General features: G+C 47.0%; 16 protein-coding genes. 14 read left to right on the top strand and 2 right to left on the bottom strand.

What is annotated here, in order from left to right:
- The first annotated feature begins 464 nt into the window (after nucleotides 1-464).
- The 6 genes from VLX91_10340 (at nucleotide 465) to VLX91_10365 (ending at nucleotide 5,441) form a co-directional block, all read left to right on the top strand.
- A complete protein-coding gene (locus tag VLX91_10340) occupies nucleotides 465-929 on the top strand; it encodes a ferritin-like domain-containing protein (protein ID HUI30605.1) in 465 nt (154 codons plus the stop codon).
- A gap of 346 nt (nucleotides 930-1,275) precedes the next feature.
- Complete coding sequence (locus VLX91_10345) at nucleotides 1,276-3,489, top strand: glycosyltransferase family 4 protein (protein HUI30606.1); 2,214 nt, start codon at nucleotides 1,276-1,278, stop codon at nucleotides 3,487-3,489.
- Nucleotides 3,486-4,451 (top strand): hypothetical protein, encoded by a 966-nt coding sequence (locus tag VLX91_10350; GenBank protein ID HUI30607.1) that lies wholly within the window; start codon nucleotides 3,486-3,488, stop codon nucleotides 4,449-4,451. Before VLX91_10345 ends, VLX91_10350 begins: the two co-directional genes overlap by 4 nt.
- A gap of 122 nt (nucleotides 4,452-4,573) precedes the next feature.
- Nucleotides 4,574-4,915 carry a hypothetical protein gene (locus VLX91_10355; protein HUI30608.1) on the top strand — a complete coding sequence of 114 codons (342 nt, stop codon included), beginning with the start codon at nucleotides 4,574-4,576 and terminating at the stop codon, nucleotides 4,913-4,915.
- Between the two features lie 45 nt (nucleotides 4,916-4,960).
- A complete protein-coding gene (locus tag VLX91_10360) occupies nucleotides 4,961-5,161 on the top strand; it encodes a hypothetical protein (GenBank protein ID HUI30609.1) in 201 nt (66 codons plus the stop codon).
- A 31-nt stretch (nucleotides 5,162-5,192) separates the two neighbouring features.
- Nucleotides 5,193-5,441, top strand: coding sequence for a hypothetical protein (locus tag VLX91_10365; GenBank protein ID HUI30610.1), 249 nt, complete (start codon nucleotides 5,193-5,195; stop codon nucleotides 5,439-5,441).
- A 21-nt stretch (nucleotides 5,442-5,462) separates the two neighbouring features.
- On the opposite strand, the gene VLX91_10370 is transcribed toward VLX91_10365, so the two are convergent.
- A complete protein-coding gene (locus VLX91_10370) occupies nucleotides 5,463-6,854 on the bottom strand; it encodes an ATP-binding protein (protein ID HUI30611.1) in 1,392 nt (463 codons plus the stop codon).
- Between the two features lie 39 nt (nucleotides 6,855-6,893).
- On the bottom strand, nucleotides 6,894-8,270 hold the full coding sequence (locus VLX91_10375; GenBank protein HUI30612.1) for a sigma-54 dependent transcriptional regulator: 1,377 nt from the start codon (nucleotides 8,268-8,270) through the stop codon (nucleotides 6,894-6,896).
- Nucleotides 8,271-8,504: 234 nt separating this feature from the next.
- On the opposite strand from VLX91_10375, the gene VLX91_10380 reads away from it, so the two are divergent.
- From VLX91_10380 to VLX91_10415, 8 genes are all read left to right on the top strand, one after another.
- On the top strand, nucleotides 8,505-9,806 hold the full coding sequence (locus VLX91_10380) for an efflux RND transporter periplasmic adaptor subunit (GenBank protein ID HUI30613.1): 1,302 nt from the start codon (nucleotides 8,505-8,507) through the stop codon (nucleotides 9,804-9,806).
- Nucleotides 9,807-9,813: 7 nt separating this feature from the next.
- On the top strand, nucleotides 9,814-12,192 hold the full coding sequence (locus VLX91_10385; GenBank protein HUI30614.1) for an ABC transporter permease: 2,379 nt from the start codon (nucleotides 9,814-9,816) through the stop codon (nucleotides 12,190-12,192).
- Nucleotides 12,193-12,256: 64 nt separating this feature from the next.
- Nucleotides 12,257-13,057 (top strand): formylglycine-generating enzyme family protein, encoded by an 801-nt coding sequence (locus VLX91_10390; GenBank protein ID HUI30615.1) that lies wholly within the window; start codon nucleotides 12,257-12,259, stop codon nucleotides 13,055-13,057.
- Between the two features lie 47 nt (nucleotides 13,058-13,104).
- Nucleotides 13,105-13,794, top strand: a complete 690-nt coding sequence (locus tag VLX91_10395) for an ABC transporter ATP-binding protein (GenBank protein ID HUI30616.1) — start codon at nucleotides 13,105-13,107, stop codon at nucleotides 13,792-13,794.
- A gap of 12 nt (nucleotides 13,795-13,806) precedes the next feature.
- On the top strand, nucleotides 13,807-14,469 hold the full coding sequence (locus tag VLX91_10400) for an ABC transporter ATP-binding protein (GenBank protein ID HUI30617.1): 663 nt from the start codon (nucleotides 13,807-13,809) through the stop codon (nucleotides 14,467-14,469).
- Between the two features lie 34 nt (nucleotides 14,470-14,503).
- Entirely contained in the window at nucleotides 14,504-16,933 is a 2,430-nt protein-coding gene (locus VLX91_10405; GenBank protein HUI30618.1) for an ABC transporter permease, read from the top strand.
- Nucleotides 16,934-17,021: 88 nt separating this feature from the next.
- On the top strand, nucleotides 17,022-17,765 hold the full coding sequence (locus tag VLX91_10410) for a hypothetical protein (protein HUI30619.1): 744 nt from the start codon (nucleotides 17,022-17,024) through the stop codon (nucleotides 17,763-17,765).
- Between the two features lie 57 nt (nucleotides 17,766-17,822).
- Nucleotides 17,823-18,796, top strand: a 974-nt coding sequence (locus VLX91_10415) for an ABC transporter permease (GenBank protein HUI30620.1), incomplete at its 3' end; no start/stop codon positions are given.

Genomic DNA, 18,796 nt, shown 5'->3' on the forward strand with positions numbered 1-18,796 from the left:
GATCCGGAAATCCGGGATGGGCTCACAAGAAGAGAGGAAACGATACAATGGAATGGAAACGTATCAAAAGAGAATTGAAACGATTATGGGAAAGTATTTCAGGTTATTGGGGAAAATCATTGGAAGAATTGCTGGCAGGCATGTCGGCCAAGTATAAAGGACTCACCGGAATCTCCTGGCTGAATGCTCACCGTCTGTTTGATTTTCGGAGATGGCGGTTTGTCCGCTTCAGACTTTTCCTGTGGCGGAAGGACATGAACATATTTATTCACAAGAATTTATTTTTCTCTAAGTTAATATAGCTGGGATCGTCCTCCGTATCTCAACGGGCAATCGATTTAACAAAGCCGGACTTGTTTATTCTCTAGGTAGGAGAAATCCTCGGTCGCCGAATGGAAGGGAGATAGTAAGCCGTTTGGCGACACGAGGTATGATGTCAATCTTGTGAACTCAAAGGAAAACAGATGGGACTAAAAATAAAGACCATCGACAGAAAATCGGAATATGTTGTTGCATTGCTAAAGACCTTATTGGCCGATGAATACGTTCTCTCCATAAGAACACGGGAAGCATACCAGTACATACATGGAAGCAATTTCGTTGAGCTGCGTAAGCTATTCGAGGCTCAATATAAGTCCATGGATATCATTGTCGTTGAGGTTTCTCATCGCGTTCGTGATCTTGGCCAGAATGCTCTGGCTACGATCGAAAACTCCATTGAAGCCACCCGACTTGGTCAGCACAACGAGAAACTCAAAGGGCAGCATCCAATCATCGAGGCTTTGCTTGACGACCACGAATCCATGATCCGTGAGTTGACAAAGGTAAGCCTCGCTGACGAAGAGATTGACATAAGTACCGCTGAATTTACGGCCGGGTTGCTGAGGCAGCACATTGAAATGTCAAGGGCACTAAGAAAATGGTTGTAATAGATCTGTCTTTGAAAACATGAAGTACGGACGCGCATAAATGAAGTTTGCGGCAAGGATGTTTCGAAGAAAAGTGGAAGCTGTTTCAATCCAGATAGCATTTTCTAAACACGCGCCATCACGAGGTGATACTTTTCTTTGACACCATCCAATGAATGTAGAAATTGCATAGAGATAATCACGAGAACGTGCGACAAAGCTATGATCACGACAGACAAGAAGCATTAGGAAGGTTTATCATTCGCTATCGGGAGAAACGGCAGAGGACATCACGGAACGTACATCATCTGTTACTGCAATAAATCGTATCGCCTTCATTGGCAACTATCTGCCGCGTCAGTGCGGCATTGCCACTTTTACAACTGATCTGTGTGAGGCCATGGCAGCCGAATACAGTGGCAAGACTTTCATCGCCTTGCCTGTCAACGACAACGAGGAGGGTTACGAATACCCGGACCGAGTCCGGTTTGAGTTGACGGAGAAAGATATCGATTCATATCGCCGGGCCGCAGGCTTCCTTAACATCAACAACGTGGATCTCGCTTGTCTCCAATTCGAATACGGGATTTTCGGCGGACGGGCGGGCAGCCATATCCTGGCGCTACTGCGCGAATTGCGCATGCCGATCGTTACGACCCTGCACACAATTCTCCGTGAACCGGATCAGGATCAGCACAGAGTGCTGGAAGAAGTCGCAGCAGTATCCGACCGCTTGGTCGTCATGAGCGACCGAGGTGCGGAATATCTTCAGGAGATCTATCATGTAATTCCCGAGAAGATAGATCGGATTCCGCATGGCATCCCCGATGTGGCATTTGCCGACCCGAGTTTCAACAAGGATGTGTTCGGCGTCGAGGGCAAGATCGTCTTACTAAGTTTCGGATTACTATCGTCGAACAAGGGGATTGAGACAGTCATCAGTGCTCTTCCCAATATTTTGTCGCGTTATCCGAACGTCGTTTATATGATCGTCGGGGCGACCCACCCTCATGTTATCCAGCGCGAAGGCGAGACGTACCGGATGTCTTTGCAATGGCTGGCACAGGAGAAAGGTGTGGAAGGTAACGTGATCTTTTACAATCGGTTTATCAGTTTAGAGGAACTTGTTGAATTCATCAGTGCGGCAGATATTTACATTACACCTTATCTCAATAAAGCACAGATTACTTCGGGCACGCTAGCATACACACTCGGGGCAGGCAAAGCGGTCATTTCGACGCCTTACTGGTATGCGGAAGAAATGCTCGCCGAAGGACGAGGTGCGCTTGTTCCTTTTCATGACCCTGCAGCGATGGCCAGCCAGGTGATCAGCCTGTTGGGCAATGAGTCGGAACGACAAGCCATGCGCAAGCGGGCATACCTGTTTGGACGCGCGATGGTCTGGCCGCAAGTGGCAAAGTGTTATATGGAGAGTTTCGAACGCGCCCGGGCTGAGCGGCGACATTCCACTCCGCCCGGATTCGCAGTGAAAGCGCTGGACAAGCATCCGGGCGAGTTGCCTCCTCTCAAGTTGGAACACTTGCGTCGCATGACGGACGAGACGGGTATGCTCCAGCATGCGCTTTTTACTGTGCCGAATTATCAGGAGGGTTACACCACCGACGATAATGCGCGCGCACTAATGGTAAGCGCCCTGCTGGAAGAGCTCGGAAACAGTGAAGCGTTGGAATTAGCTTCGCGGTATCTTGCTTTCATCTGGTACGCCTTCAATCCTGGATCGGGCAGGTTCCGCAACTTCCTGGATTATGGACGGCAATGGCTCGAAGAAAAAGGTTCGGATGACAGTCATGGCAGGGCTTTGTGGGCACTGGGCACGGTGTTGGGCCGTTCTAATACATCTGCACTTCAGAGCATGGCAGGCAGGTTGTTTGAGCAAACCCTGCCGGCTATTTCGGGTACGACTAGCCCACGGGCCTGGGCATTCGCACTCATCGGCATTCGTGAATACGTACATCGGTTTGCCGGTGATCGCCGGGCGAGTCAGGTGCGAGGAGAATTGTCCGGGCGGCTTCTCAAACTCTATCAAGACCATCGCGTCGATGAATGGCGGTGGTACGAAGACGTGCTGACTTACTGCAATGCCGCGTTACCACATGCTCTGCTGCTATGTGGTGAATCAATGTCAAATAAAGAGATGACCGATGCCGGATTGGAGTCGCTTACCTGGCTGATGGGATTGCAACTCACCAATGGCGATGGCGGACACTTTGTTCCAATAGGGTCAAATGGCTTTTATGAGCACGGCGGCAAACATGCACGATTCGATCAACAGCCGGTAGAAGCCCAAGCGACTGTATCGGCTTGCCTGGTCGCACACCGGATCACTGGAGACAAGCGCTGGCACAAGGAAGCCCGGCGTGCGTTCGAATGGTTCCTTGGGCGTAACGACCTAAACCTTCCCCTTTATGACCCTACAACGGGTGGTTGCCGCGATGGCCTCCATCCGGATCGCCCGAACGAGAACCAAGGGGCGGAGTCTACACTCGCGTTTCTTCAAGCCCTATTAGAACTTCGACTGGCCGACAATACTCTTTTATCAATGGAGATACAACATCAATGAGTAATCATTTTCCGGAATTATTTCTTCGCAATAAATCGAACCCAATCCTGACCGCAGCCAATTGGCCTTATCCGGTCAACACCGTCTTTAACCCAGGTGCTACGTTGCTGCAAGACGGAACCACACTGCTTCTTTGCCGTGTTGAGGATCGACGCGGACTTTCACACCTTTGCGCTGCCCGTTCCGCAAACGGCGTGGACAACTGGCAGATTGATGCCCAACCCACCTTGATGCCCGATCCGGAACACTTTCCCGAAGAATTGTGGGGTATCGAAGACCCACGCATCACATTCGTACCTGAATTAAAAAAATATGCCGTCGTCTATACAGCTTACACTCGCGACGGCCCGGGCGTCGCTCTTGCGTTCACGGAAGACTTCTCGCGCTTTGAACGTTATGGCTTAATCATGCAGCCGGAGGACAAAGATGCTGCTCTCCTCCCTCATCGTATTGACGGCCATTGGGCGTTGATTCATCGTCCGGTCGGTGCGCCCGGCGCACACATGTGGATCTCCTACTCGACCAACCTGCGGCACTGGGGTGGTCACAAACTTATGTTGGAAGCGCGCCTCGGAGGATGGTGGGACGCCAATAAAATCGGACTTTCACCTCCACCTATCGAGACTCCGCAAGGTTGGCTCGCGATTTACCACGGAGTACGGGAAACCGCCGCCGGCTCTATTTACCGGCTTGGACTTGCGTTGTTTGATTTGCAATCGCCGGAACACTGCCTAATGCGCAGTGATGAATGGATGTTTGGCCCTGAAGAATCGTACGAGCGGCTCGGGGACATCGACGATGTCGTTTTTCCATGCGGGTGCACCCTTGCCCCTGATGGTGATACAATTCGAATGTATTACGGTGCCGCTGATTCGTCTATTGCGCTGGCCACAGGCAGTGTTCACGCCATGCTCAAATGGCTCGACCAGCATAAAGGGAAACTACAAGAAAGAAATCATTGACATCGTGCGGGCGTACAACATAATAAAACAGGTGACATATGGTCGAAACTAAACAAAATTCTTCGGTAGAATCCACAATTGATATACGGATTATTGGTCTCAACACAGACAAAACCCGCAGAATGATCGGGTCAGAGACAATTTATCAAGTGTATTTTGAACTGTCGGGAATTCCACCGTTGGCGTGGAGAACTGTGTTTGAGCAGGAGTGGAAGGCATTGAATGCAGGACAACCTCTGTCATTGCAAGAGACAAGTATCGATAGAGCATTTCTTGTGATGCACTGTCCCCTTCAAGAAGTTGCAATGCATATGTCGGTTTTGAAGAAAGCGGTTGCCGCAACCAATATTGCATATGAGCAGTATGTACGAAAGCAAGCGGCAGAACTGAAGGACCGCGAAGATGTCTGGAAGAATGAGCGGAAGACCGTCGAAGATGTCGCGAAGTCGTTACACTTCGATTAGCACCTGGTCGACCACCATGCGTTCAGTGCGATATAGGAGAAAGCTTTGAAAAAAATAGTCTTGTCGAATGCTCGGGATTGTTTCGTCGAGCTTATTCACCGCGACGCTGACCCAACCTCATGGATTGTAAGGCGATGGACAAAATTCATGTGGTTCAAAAAAAGAGTCTCATCTGATTGGTTTATCGATGAGAGACAGGCTTTGGAGTTTGCAAACGAAATCAAACGTAAATATAAAGGACAGTAATGCCCTTAAAATATAAAGGAGACATATCGATATGCAGGATATGAATGATGGATCCAAAGGCGCGCGAGGGAGTTCTCCTCCGTTTCAGGAACCGGAGAGATGGATCGAAGATGGGGCAGGTGGATCTCATTGGGTGAAGATGGCCTTGGTCGATTCGGAGCAGCCGGTGGACAAGCCGGGAGAATCACACGGCGCTGAATCTGTAGCGGAGCCTGTGGGTCCTTCGGAAAATAACGGTGGGAATAGCATTCCGACGACGAAACAAACCGGTGGTAAATAACCGCTGAAAAATGAAGAACCCTCAGAATCTCAGCGTGAACACCGTTTCTTTATCTTGAATTGAATGAACTGTAATCCCGCCCTTATGTGCCCGCATTATCTGACGTGCAAGACTTAAGCCGATGCCGGAGCCTTCCTTGCGGGTTGTGAAGAAAGGAATGAAGATTTTTTCCTGCAGCTCTTCCGGAATGCCGTGGCCGTTATCTATTACCTGGATTATCGTTCCACCATGGCTATCAATCTTACCGAATAGTTTTATCATAGGTGACGCAGTCGAAGAGAGAGCGCTGATCGAATTGAGTACCATGTTGATCAAAACCTGCTCGATCAAATCGGGGTCGGCGGTTAACTCCAAATCAGGCGGATCCGCCGAGCAGGTATACCATATTTTTCTCAGATGAAACCGGTCTGCAAATAATCTGTCGATTCTGCCAAAAAGATCCATCAACTTAATCGTCTGGAAATTGGGGGTCGGAATGCGGGTCAGGTTTCTATAGTCGTCCACGAAGTGAAGCAAACCTTCGCTTCTTTTCGAAATCGTATCTAAAGCACCTTTCACGTCTCGCAGGTTTTCTCCGTCCAGCTGTCCCGGACCCTGCAATGCACCTCGGTCCGGTTCCCGGTCATTTTTGGTTTCCGGAGTTATGGCGGTATTCAGCAGCGCGCTGGCAGTCGACGAAAGCGAAACAATCGGCGTCACGGAATTCATAATTTCGTGTGTCAGCACACGAATAAGGTTCTGCCATGCTTCCATCTCCCTTTCTTCGAGCTCGCTCTGGATGTTGGTCAATGAAACCAAGGTGTAATGATTCTCTTTTAGTTTGAACTCCGTTGCATAGATGGATAACTGTGACAACTCGTTTTCCGCCGTAATTTTCACAAGTACCTTATCGCCTGACTTTATTTCTCTCAATACAGCGACCAGCGACGGGCTGACGCGGGACAACTCAGAGATATTATCGACCCCGTTCACTTTCAGCAGCCTTTTTGCCGCGGTATTCATTAGTTCCACGTTTCCATCTTGTGTGAAAGCCATGAGACCGATGCCGACGTGCTGAACGACAATTTGGAGATAGCGATAATGTTCCTCCTTTTCTGCCCGAGCTTTTCTGAATTCCTCGATGACTTCGGAGAATGCGTTGTCAAGCTCCTCAAACGATGATCCTTTAATAGTTGGTCGGAAGCTTTGAGAGAAGTCTGAATATTTAATCGAGTCGAAGAATCGTGCAATTTCACGATTGGTTTTTTGAGCATAGTGGATCAATGAATAGACTTGTGCGATAACAAGGAGAGCGACTATGAACGGGGTCGCGATGAAGTTGGTCTTGGTGAGAATGTATACGAGAATGAAAGCTGAGAGGCAGATAAAAACGGTTCTGACAAATACGGCTACGCTGAATCTTCTAAAGATCATAGCTGGATTGTCGTTCTCCGATTTATAATCGACGATCGATTACAATCCATATTTTTCCAGTCTCCTGTACAACGCTGCACGCGTAATTCCTAATTCCTTGGCTGCCTTCGTGAGATTTCCGTCGTGTTTGCCCACAGCTTTTATGATGAGCATCTTTTCGGTTTCTTCAAGATGGAAATTGTTGATCGTGGTTCCTTCGGATTTTGCTTCTCCGCGCAGAAGGAGGAAATCTGTAGCTTGGAGCGTGTCGGATTCGTCCATTATTACGGCTCTTTCAAGTGTATGCTGAAGCTCTCTGACATTTCCAGGCCAACCATAACTCCTTAATTTACTCAAAGCTCCATCACTCAGCAACTTTTGTTTCCTGTTGTATTTCCTGCAATACATTTTCAGAAAATGATCGGCCAGCAATGGGATGTCTTCGGTTCGTTTTCTCAGAGGAGGAATGTGAATCTCGACCGTATTGATGCGGTAAAGCAAATCCTGTCTGAAGCGGCTGTCAGATTTCAGCTCAGAAATCGGAAGGTTGGTTGCACACACCAGACGGATATCGATCGGTTTTGGAATATTTGCTCCAAGTCGTGTTACCTGCCTGTTTTGAAGTACCGCGAGGAGCTTCACCTGTAAATTCTGAGTGAGATTCCCGATTTCATCGAGGAAAAGAGTTCCACCGGTAGCAATCTCAAACCGACCCGGCTTATCTTCCTTTGCGTCAGTGAACGCGCCCTTCATGTATCCGAAAAGTTCACTTTCAAAAAGTGATTCGCTTATGGCGCCCATGTCCACGCTTAGAAATATTTGTTCATTCCTCTCCGATTGTCTGTGAATTGCCCGGGCCACCAACTCTTTGCCCGTGCCATTTTCTCCAAGGATCAACACATTTGCATCTGTCTTTGCTACCTTTTGAATGTCCTTGAATACTTTTCTCATTTCTTCGGAAGTCCCGATTATATCATGGAACTGGCTGTCGAGGTCGCAGGTAAGCTGCTTCTGTTTGGAAAGAAGATCTTCAATTTCTTTTTTCGATTCGCTGAGTCTCATTGCCGAGGAAATGGTCGCAAGAAGTTTCTCGTTCTGCCATGGCTTCAGCACAAAATCCGACGCCCCTTCTTTGATCGCTTTGACTGCCATCTCGATATTTCCATAGGCAGTGATAAGCACGACGACAGACGAACGATCAATATCGAGGATTTTTTTCAGCCAGTTGAATCCCTCCGTCCCGCTTGTTGCGTCTCCTGAAAAATTCATGTCCAGGAGGATAACATCATATCGCTCATCTTTCATTATGAGAGGGACTTGGTTTGGATCTTTCTCGATGCGCACTATGGAATAATGCTGCTTCAATAAAAGGCGAGCGGAGTATAAGATGTCCTCATCGTCGTCGATGATCAGGATTCTGCCGGATTTAGTGGTCATGGTTTCCAATCTTCAATGCATTTACTCAAAAGTCATTCCTGAGAAATGAGTCAGTCACGTTTGATTTTGCCGTTCTTGCTGAGGTTCGTCGTTCATTTTCGAACAGTACCGTTCATTTTCGAACAGTCAAACTTTGCAATAAAAATCGAAATAAGCAAATCTAGTTTGAAATGCGACAATATTAGCGAAGAATGTGATTGAACATAAGGGCACGACAATTGTGATTTCATTGACATGAACAAATTGGATCAATCCGAAATAGTCGATTCGAATCAAAGGTTCACGATGGATAGGAAAATAGAAAAGAAGCCGTTCTACAAACGGAGACTGTCCTGGATTTACGCCGGGGGCGGCGCGCTATTTCTGTTCCTGATCATCTTAATAATTTCTGATACCGGAGCAAAGCTGAATGTCGAAGCAGACAAGATCACCGTCTCGACTGTGGCGGAGGGCGATTTCCAGGAATTCATTCCGGTGACCGGGAATGTCCTTCCGCGTACGACTTTTTATCTCGATGCAATTTTAGGCGGCATAGTCGAGAAAAAATTTGTCGAAGAAGGTGTAATGCTGAAGGAGGGGGACAGGATCTTACAGCTGTCCAATACGAATGTTCAACTCAGTACGCTCCAGCAGGAGACGTTTGCATATCAGCAGATCAACGATGCGCGGAACACGAGATTGCAGATTGAACAGAATAGCAATGGACTACAGAATGCTCTCGTATCGGCAAATTATGCGGTGATAAATGCAAAGGAGATATTTGATCGTCAGTCTAAACTAAAAGAAAAGAATTTGATCTCACAGCAGGATTACGAGCTGGCGGAGAACAATTATCATCTTGCGGCGGAGCAGCAGAAATTGGCTTATCAAAATTTCTTCGCGGATTCCATTCAGAGACAATCTCAATTGACGCAGATAGCCTCGTCAATCGAGAGGCTGCAAAAAAATCTCGAGCTGATAAGGGAGAATATAGAGAACCTCACTGTCAGGGCCCCGATTAACGGACAACTAACCTCTTTAAATGCCGAGACAGGACAATCAAAAAATCCCGGGGACCAGATCGGGCAGATAGATGCCTTGGATGGCTTTAAGGTCAGAGCGGACATCGACGAGTTTTATATTGCGCGGGTGATGAAAGGGCTGCATGCTTCGGTGGATATTGATGAAAAGACGTTTACTCTTTCAGTGACAAAAGTCTATTCGGAAGTGACAGGGGGCAAATTTCAGGTCGACATGGAATTTGACGGCAAAGTGCCTGATGGAATTAGACGAGGCCAGACGCTTCAAATAAGACTGCAGCTGAGTGAGCGGACAAAAGCTCTTTTGTTGCCGCGTGGAGGATTTTACCAGAAGACTGGCGGACAATGGGTATTTGTGCTCAATAAGTCAGGCAACACCGCTGCAAAGAAAAGCATAAGCCTTGGTCGCCAGAACCCCGATTACTTCGAAGTGCTGAGCGGGCTGAATCCGGGAGACAAAGTTGTAACTTCGTCTTACGACAACTTCGGGGACGTGCAAGAACTGATTCTGAGGTGAGGAGAGAATGTTCGGAAATTATTTGAAAATATTCCTGAGAAACATGAGGAGGCACATAGGATATTCCATCGGCAATATTTCCGGATTGTCCGTAGGCATGACCGCATGTTTCTTCATCCTCATGTTTGTCCGCTACGAATTCAATTGGAACGATAGCAATGAGAATCTTTACCGCACTTATAGGGTTCAACAGAAAGTCTTCTTCAAAAACAGCACCGAGATTTATTGGCAAACTGGCTACAGGTTGGCTTCCGAGTTGAAAAGTCAAATTCCTGAAATAGAAAACGCGGCCACGGTAGGAGACGTCTGGGGAGAATACCTCTCCACTTCCGACAAGCTTACTTTTAACGAGAAGCACGGCTATTACGCCGACGATAATATCTTCAGGATTCTGACATTTGATTTTATTCACGGAGACCGTGATAAGCTATTATCTACGCCATACTCGGTGGTCATTTCGAAAGAACTTGCCGACAAATACTTCCCCGGTGAAAATCCGCTCGGCAAAACTATCAAGGCGTCTAAGAATAAATCGCTCAAAGTGACGGGCGTGTTCAGGAATTTGCCGTCCAATGACGATTTCCGCCCGGATTATCTTGTCTCCTTGTCCACATTCAGGGAGGTGACGGATTGGAAAAAGTACGATGCACTCGTGAACATCGGCGCGGCCGATTTCTCGACTTACATCACGCTGAAATCGAATACATCGGCAGAGGTTGTTGACAAGAAAATTTACAATTTCGCCGACAAGTTTGTCGTCAACAATTATAAGAAACTGTACCTCAAGCCGTTGTCGGAGCTTCATCTCAAGGCCGATGAAAGGAACGACATCGAAATGGCCTTGTACTACATTAGTGGTTTTGCAGTTTTCGTTCTGGTGCTCGCATGCATCAACTTCATCAACATGGCAACCGCAAATTCCTATTTAAGGAAAAAAGAAATCGGCGTGCGCAAGGTTGTCGGTGCGTCACGGTCCACTCTCTTTGTTCAATTCATTGGCGAATCATTGATCTTCTCATTCATCTCGCTGTTGATAGCATCGATGCTGGTCGAGATTTTCCTGCCGTATTTCAATGCTGTCGTTCAAAGGCAAATAGAAATAAGTGTGAGCCGTGATATAGGTTTCATCCTTGTCATGATTTCTGCGTTCCTGATCACCGGCATTCTGTCAGGTATATACCCCGCGCTGTACGTTTCAAGTTTTCGTGCATCACAGGTGATAAAAGGAGACCTTTCTTTATTCAAACAGGCGAGGCAAGGCTCTTCAAAAACCTTTTTGAGAAAGTCGCTCGTTACATTTCAGTTTTGCATTTCGATTGCGCTGCTTATAGGTACTGTTTACGTCGTCAGGCAGGTGCATTACATGAAGACCAAGGACCTGGGATTTGAAAGACAAAATCTCCTTGTCTGTCAGGTGTTTGGTCAAAGCAGCAGCGGCAATTTCGAGATCTTACGGAATGAGCTCTTGGGCAATCCCAATGTTGTCGATGCTGCGGTCTCGATAAACTCTCCGTTCCATGGAGATTGGGAAAAAGAAATCAATTGGGAAGGAGCCGCCCCGAATGATAGAATGAGCATAAACTACAACTCGGTCGACTACAATTTCATTGGCACTTATGAAATGAAGATGGTGCTCGGCAGGAATTTTTCAAGACAATTTCCATCGGACGACAAAGCATGCATTATCAATGAGACTGCATGGGAAATGCTCAAGTGGGAAAATCCACTAGGAAAGAGAATTGATGACAATAAATACACCGTGATCGGCGTCGTTAAAGATTTTAATCCTTATTCCGTCCACGAGAAGATCCCGCCATATTATATGACGTTAAAGGCGGATCGACTCGATGAAGCAGGCATCTTTGCTGTGCGAATCAAGCCCGCCGACAAGGAGAACACTGTCTCGTTTGTCAAAGCACAGTTCAGCCGTTTTTTCTCCGATGCGATCATTGACGTCGGAGATTTTGACAGCGGCATAGATTTAGGAACAAAAAGTGTTTGGGAGGTAGTCGAGAAGGTATTCATCGGCTTCGGAATCATCGCTGTACTAATTGCCGCAAACGGAATGTTCGGAATGATTTCTTTCGCATCCCAAAGAAGGATGAAGGAAGTCGGGATTCGCAAAGTTTTCGGCGCTAACATCCCGCAGCTTTATCTAATGATGTCGAAGGACTTTGCTTTTCTTCTTCTTTTCTCTTCACTGTTCGCTTTCCCTTCGGGATATTTGGTGTTGCGTACGACGCCGGGGGCGTATAAGTACCAGCTGCAGTCCGTGGATTATTTGATCTGCATCGGAGTAATGGTCCTGACTGCACTGGCGGCTTCGGTCTACCACACGACGAAGGCCGTTTTTTCAGATCCCGTAAAAACACTTAGGTATGAGTAATCCCTTGTCGGATTTTTATTTGAATCAAGAATACTATATAACTGCAATTAAGTTTAGGAAAACAATGCAAGTAAAACGAAATATTCTTACTGTCATCTTATGTATTGCACTTATCACAATTTCTAGTTGCACCAGAAACTCATCATCGCCGATCGGCGCTGTCCCGGAAAATTCGATCGGGATGGTTTACGTCACCGGCGGGACTTTTCAAATGGGCAGCAATTCCGGATACTCGGATCAAAGACCCGTTCACTCTGTAACGCTGAGCAACTTCTATATTGGCAAGTACATCGTAACGCAAAAAGAATGGCGCGATGTCGTGCAGTGGAAACAGGGGTCTTCTACATCTCCACTCATGCCCGATCCAAGTTATTTCAAAGGAGACAATTTGCCGGTGGAGCAAGTGGATTGGAATGAAGTTCAAACATGGATCTCGTACCTCAATGAAAAAGAAGGAACGACGAACTACCGTTTGCCTACCGAAGCAGAGTGGGAATATGCCGCGCGGGGAGGCAACCGAACCAAGGGTTATGTCTTTAGCGGGAGCGACAATGCAGACGATGTAGCATGGCATGACTCGAATGCAGGAGGACGAACACATGCCGTTGGAACGAAACTTCCCAATGAGCTCGGGATTTACGATATGAGCGGCGATGTCTGGGAGTGGTGTTCCGATTTCTATGGCGGTCCATATTCTAATAAATCTCAGTATGATCCTACGGGAGCGACAAACGGTGAAAGCAGAATCCTGCGAGGTGGGTCATGGAGCAACATCAATTCCGTCTGTGTCTGCACCTTCCGTTATCCTGATTATCCGATTAACAGATATGCAGTATATGGCTTCCGTATCGCAAAAGATAAGTGAGTCATATGTTGAATCGTTATTTAACGAAACAATTTGCTGGAGGCAAAATGATACGTACTAATGGTCTCAAGAAAATCTACACGACAGAAGAAGTGGAAACCACGGCATTAGATAATGTAAACGTCGAAATTAAGGAAAAGGAATTTGTCGCAATAATGGGCCCATCCGGATGTGGAAAATCCACGCTCTTGAACTTGATCGGGATGCTCGATAATCCGTCCGACGGTCAGTACTACTTTCTTGGCGAAGAGGTTTCAAAATATACGGAGAGGCAACGCGCCAATTTACGTAAGAAGAATATCGGTTTTGTTTTTCAAAGCTTCAATCTGATAGATGAGCTGACCGTGTTCGAAAACGTCGAGCTGCCTCTGCTTTATCTCGGAGTCTCATCCTCCGAAAGGAAGAGAATGGTCGAAGAGGTTCTTGAAAGGATGCAGATAATGCATCGAAGGGACCACTTTCCGCAGCAATTATCGGGCGGCCAGCAGCAGCGCGTCGCTGTCAGCAGGGCCGTGGTCGCGAAGCCGGCGCTCATACTGGCAGATGAACCGACAGGGAACTTGGACTCCGCAAACGGTGAGGAGGTAATGAATAGCTTGACCCAATTGAACGAGGGAGGAACAACCATCGTGATGGTCACGCATTCGCCACACGATTCGGAGTTTGCACATCGCATCATTCATTTATTTGATGGGCATGTCGTTACCGAAAATTACAAAGAAAAATTCCAGGTATAGGAGGTGGAAGAAATGATACGACTCAGAGGTATCGAGAAATACTACACTAACAAGGTCATCAAGACGTACGTGCTCCGGAAAATCGACCTGGAGGTCAGAGAAGGCGAGTTTGTCTCGGTGATGGGACCGTCGGGATCCGGGAAGACGACGCTGCTCAATATTATCGGAATGCTCGATACGCCGTCGAATGGCGAATACCATTTCCTCGGTGAGCCGGTTCACGAGATGAAAGAGAAAAAACTGACGGAGCTTCACAAAACTCATATAGGTTTCGTCTTCCAGAGTTATCATCTCATCGACGAGTTGACTGTTTATGAAAATCTCGAGACTCCTCTCCTATATCAAAAGGTGAAGGCAAGCGACCGAAAAGGAAGGGTTGCAGAGGCATTGGACAGGTTCAATATCGTCGCAAAGAAGGACCTATTCCCGAATCAACTGTCGGGTGGACAGCAGCAGCTTGTCGCAATTGCCAGGGCGGTTATCGCTGAACCGAAACTCATTCTTGCTGATGAGCCGACGGGAAATCTCCACTCTGAGCAGGGTAAAGAAGTAATGGACCTTCTGAAGGGATTGAACGAACAGGGAACTACAATAATCCAGGTGACGCATTCGGAGACCAATGCTGCGTATGGAAATAGGGTGATAAGGCTGAAAGATGGGTGGATCGAGAAATGAGGGCAACTAAGAAAATGGGTATGAGGGCCGAGACATGATCAAGAATTATCTGCGGGTCGCATTTAGAAACCTATTGAACTATAAGGCTTATTCATTTATAAACATTGCGGGCCTTGCCGTCGGCATTGCTTGCTGCATAGCGATAATGCTTTTTGTCCGAGATGAGTTGAGTTATGACGAGTACAACAAATTTGCTGACCGGATATATAGACCACACCTTCTCCTCCGAGCGAACGGGCATGAAATGAATACGGCATTGTCTCCCGTTGCCATGGGTCCTGCAATCTATACAGATCTCCCGGATGTTGCTGCCTACACTCGGCTCATCAAGAGCGGTCCGACTGTGGTCCGATATGAGAACAAAACATTCGTTGAAGAAAATCTTTTCGGGGCAGACTCGACAGTGTTCGATGTATTCACATTTCCTTTCGTGGTCGGAAATCCGAAGACTGCACTCATTCAGCCAAACACGGTCGTAATCACTGAATCCATGGCACATAAGTATTTCGGTAATGACAATCCGATCGGCAAGATCCTCAATACGGGGAACCAAGACAAATTTGTCGTGACCGGCGTTATCAAAGACATTCCCCAGAATTCACATTTACATCCAGATTTCATGGCTTCCCTCACTACATCGCAGGACAGCAGAAATCCTACATGGATAAGCAACAACTATTACACGTATCTTTTGCTCCGAAAGGGAGTAAGCCCAATTGAGTTTCAGAAGAAGTTGGATGACGAAGTCATGAAATATGCGAGTCCACAGCTGAAAGCCGTGGCTGGCTTTTCTCTCGAACAATTCAGGGCGGCTGGAAACAATTACGGATTAGTGCTGCAGCCTCTTACGTCGATTCATCTCAACTCGCACCTCGATTACGAGGTTGAGCCGAATGGTGACATTACGTACGTTTACATATTTTCTGCTATAGCTATAGCGATTCTGTTGATTGCATGCATAAACTTCGTAAACCTCGCCACGGCAAGATCTGAGAAGCGGGCGAAAGAGGTCGGCGTTAGGAAAACGTTGGGATCGGCCCGATCACATCTCGTCGGACAGTTCATGTCCGAGTCGATTGTGATAAGCTTTATCGCCGTGGTTTTGGCAATCGGTATAGTCGAACTCTTGCTTCCTTTCTTCAATCAGGTTGCTGATAAGAAAATGAGTCTCCACCTATTCAACGATCCATTATCATTACCAGTTCTTATTTGCTTCGCCATCGTGGTCGGAATCATTGCGGGAAGTTATCCAGCCTTCTACCTTTCGTCATTCCATCCTATCGACGTTCTGAGATCTGAAGTCAGGAAAGGAGGAAGGAAATCGTTACTTAGAAGCGGATTGGTGATTTGCCAATTTGCGATCTCGATTGCCTTGTTCGCGGGAACCTTCATTGTCTTTGCGCAACTCAGATATGTCCAGACAAGAAACCTCGGGTTCGATAAAGAAGAGACTATCGTAATAGATAGAACGAGCGATCTTTCCACCCAGCTCCAGTCCTTCGAAGATGAGCTGAGAACAAATAGAGGTATCGTAAATCTTACGAATTCAAATGCGATTCCAGGGAACCAGGGTGGGGACAATGGCTGCCGCTTAGAGGGTGCTCCAGAAAACCGGGTTGAAGACATCCAGCAAATGTTCTGCGATTATGATTTTGCAAAAACCTACAAGTTAGGGATCGCTGACGGGAGGTTCTTCTCAAAAGAACATCCTTCGGATAGCGCTGCTGTTGTGGTCAACGAAGAAGTTGAAAAGAGCTTCAACGCAAAAAACATCGTCGGGAGACATCTCGTTTTCCCCGGTAACGGCCCCGGAGGGACAGACCTAAAATGTGAGATAGTTGGAGTGGTAAAAGATTTCAACTACAGATCCCTTCACGAGCCGATTCGTCCCCTGGCCATTCGATTATTTCCGAGACAAGCGTTCATCGGACGGTTCGTTACAGTTCGTCTGGCGCCGGGTGATCACTTGAGCACGATGTCCTTCATAGAAAACGTCTGGAAGAAGTATGCTGGAGATGAAGAATTCAGCTGCAACTTCCTCAACGATGACCTTCAAAAACTTTATGCAGCAGATCAGAGAACCAGTGAGATAGCCGGAGCGTTTTCGATCGTTGCAATTTTCATTGCGTGTCTCGGCCTTTTGGGTCTAGCTGCATTTGTCACCGAGCAGCGAACGAAGGAGATCGGGATACGAAAAGTTCTTGGTGCTTCGGTTGCAGAGATCGTCGCGCTTCTCTCGAAAGAATTTGTCAAATGGGTATTGATCGCAAACGTGGTCGCATGGCCCCTCGCTTACTATGTAATGAACAACTGGCTGAAAAACTTTGCTTACAGGACAGAGATCAGCCTCTGGATTTTTGTAGCGTCGGGTGTCGTGGCATTGGTGATCGCGTTATTGACGGTGAGTTCGCATGCTATGAGAGCGGCGACCGCAAATCCGGTGGAGGCATTACGATACGAGTGATACCGATATTGCGCGAAGCGGGGACAAATCCGCAATCAATCTCATATATGACATTAAACTTAAGAAAAAAGCCGAAAGGAGGAGTGTTATGAGACTCAGAGTTATTGCTTCGGTTTTGCTGACGGTATTCTTTTGTGCCAATGCGCTTTTTGCCCAGACTTCCACTAAGAAGAAGATTTATATGGATCTTGCGCATGGGCAAAAATTCTGGAACGATCCGGCAGGCATGATAAATGGGGCAGGAAACGATCTCGGCCGTGTAAAATATATGACCGATCAGTTCGTCAAAACGTCATCTTCTCTTAATGCGGAGCTTTTTTATTTGAAGAGCGTGATAAAACCGGAAGATTTGTCCAACTGTGATCTGCTCTATATCCATATCCCCTCGTCAAAGTATACTGCCAGCGAAATTAAAGCCATAACGCAGTATCTGAGTAAAGGTGGCTCGCTGTTTCTTGTGATGGACGAAGACTATTGGTCGACTCTCGAAGATGCGAATGTAAATGATCTCATCAGACCGTTTGGAATACAATTCGGCAAAGAAAGTCCGGACTCGGCGGTAGGTGGATATACTAAGGCGGGTCTCATTACCGATGAATCTTTGAAAATTACATATCAGGTAGGAAGAACCATAAAAGGAGGTACGCCTTTCTGCTTCAACAACCAAACTGAGGAATATCCCTTCGGAGTTTTCAAGACATTGACGAATGGCGGAAAAATTATCGTTATGGGCGATGGGATGACTTCGTTGTACATGACAAGCTGGAATGGAGTCAATGACTATCAATGTGCTGAATTTATGCATGATGTATTCAAATGGCTTTTGAATTGACAATAACCAATTATCAATGAGCATTGACGACTGTTCGATGAAAATTGGAGGAATGGTATGCTGAAAAATTATCTCAAAATCGCCTTTAGAAATCTTTCCCGTCACAAAGCATTTTCATTTATCAACATTGTCGGCCTGGCGGCGGGGATGGCATGTACCATATTGATTCTTCTGTGGGCGCAGGATGAATTGAGCTATGATAAGTTCTTCAAGGACGCCGACCATATCTATCTTGTGCTTCGCGGTGATCGCAGCGGGATGACGGCGGTTTCGTCTAAAATGCTTGCACCCGCGTTGAAGGAAGAGCTACCTGAGATTAGCAAAACAACGAGTCTCATGCAGCTCCCGACGGGTTTTGAATTTCTGATTCAAAACGGCGACAATGGCTTTGAAGAAAATGTATCGTTTGCGAGTCCCAGTTTCTTCGACTTCTTTTCTTTGAAACTCAAGGAAGGAAATCCTTACACAGCGCTTTCAGATCCGAACTCGATTGTCCTCGACGAGGAAATGGCGAAAAAATATTTCGGGAATGAGGATGCCGTTGGTCAGTCGCTCTATGCCTCTGCTTTTGGGCACAAGACCATGATGAAGGTGACCGGGGTTCTTGCAAAAATCCCACTGCAATCGCAGATTCGGACTCAGATTATTCTGTCTGAAGGGTGGTTTAAGACTATCGGGATCGACTTCGACACCTGGTACGACGAGTCTCATTACACGTACATTGAGACCAAAGGTGACGCTGATTTTCAGAACCTCTCATCAAAGATCAGACAATGCGAGATAAGACACTTTCCAAACCAGAACACGGAAAACCTGAGCTACTCGCTCCTTCCGCTCACAAAAGTTCATTTGTTCGGCGGCAACGTCAAGTTTCTTCAGGGTACGGGAGACATTGAGTATGTCCGGATATTCGTCGCTATAGCAATCGTCATTCTCCTGATAGCAAGTATCAACTATATGAATTTGTCCACCGCACTCTCTTTGAAGAGAAGGAAGGAAATAGCCGTCAAGAAAACAATTGGAGCAAGCAG

This window comes from Candidatus Acidiferrales bacterium, assembly GCA_035515795.1.
Lineage (GTDB): Bacteria > Bacteroidota > Ignavibacteria > Kryptoniales > JAKASW01 > JAKASW01.

Excerpts from the sequence above, each read along its gene's own strand:
- VLX91_10340 (HUI30605.1), top strand. The coding sequence starts at position 465 with ATGGGACTAAAAATAAAGACCATCGACAGAAAATCGGAATATGTTGTT.
- VLX91_10350 (HUI30607.1), top strand. The coding sequence starts at position 3,486 with ATGAGTAATCATTTTCCGGAATTATTTCTTCGCAATAAATCGAACCCA.
- VLX91_10355 (HUI30608.1), top strand. The coding sequence starts at position 4,574 with ATGATCGGGTCAGAGACAATTTATCAAGTGTATTTTGAACTGTCGGGA.
- VLX91_10365 (HUI30610.1), top strand. The coding sequence starts at position 5,193 with ATGCAGGATATGAATGATGGATCCAAAGGCGCGCGAGGGAGTTCTCCT.
- VLX91_10370 (HUI30611.1), bottom strand. The coding sequence starts at position 6,854 with ATGATCTTTAGAAGATTCAGCGTAGCCGTATTTGTCAGAACCGTTTTT.
- VLX91_10375 (HUI30612.1), bottom strand. The coding sequence starts at position 8,270 with ATGACCACTAAATCCGGCAGAATCCTGATCATCGACGACGATGAGGAC.
- VLX91_10380 (HUI30613.1), top strand. The coding sequence starts at position 8,505 with ATGAACAAATTGGATCAATCCGAAATAGTCGATTCGAATCAAAGGTTC.
- VLX91_10385 (HUI30614.1), top strand. The coding sequence starts at position 9,814 with ATGTTCGGAAATTATTTGAAAATATTCCTGAGAAACATGAGGAGGCAC.
- VLX91_10390 (HUI30615.1), top strand. The coding sequence starts at position 12,257 with ATGCAAGTAAAACGAAATATTCTTACTGTCATCTTATGTATTGCACTT.
- VLX91_10395 (HUI30616.1), top strand. The coding sequence starts at position 13,105 with ATGATACGTACTAATGGTCTCAAGAAAATCTACACGACAGAAGAAGTG.
- VLX91_10400 (HUI30617.1), top strand. The coding sequence starts at position 13,807 with ATGATACGACTCAGAGGTATCGAGAAATACTACACTAACAAGGTCATC.
- VLX91_10405 (HUI30618.1), top strand. The coding sequence starts at position 14,504 with ATGATCAAGAATTATCTGCGGGTCGCATTTAGAAACCTATTGAACTAT.
- VLX91_10410 (HUI30619.1), top strand. The coding sequence starts at position 17,022 with ATGAGACTCAGAGTTATTGCTTCGGTTTTGCTGACGGTATTCTTTTGT.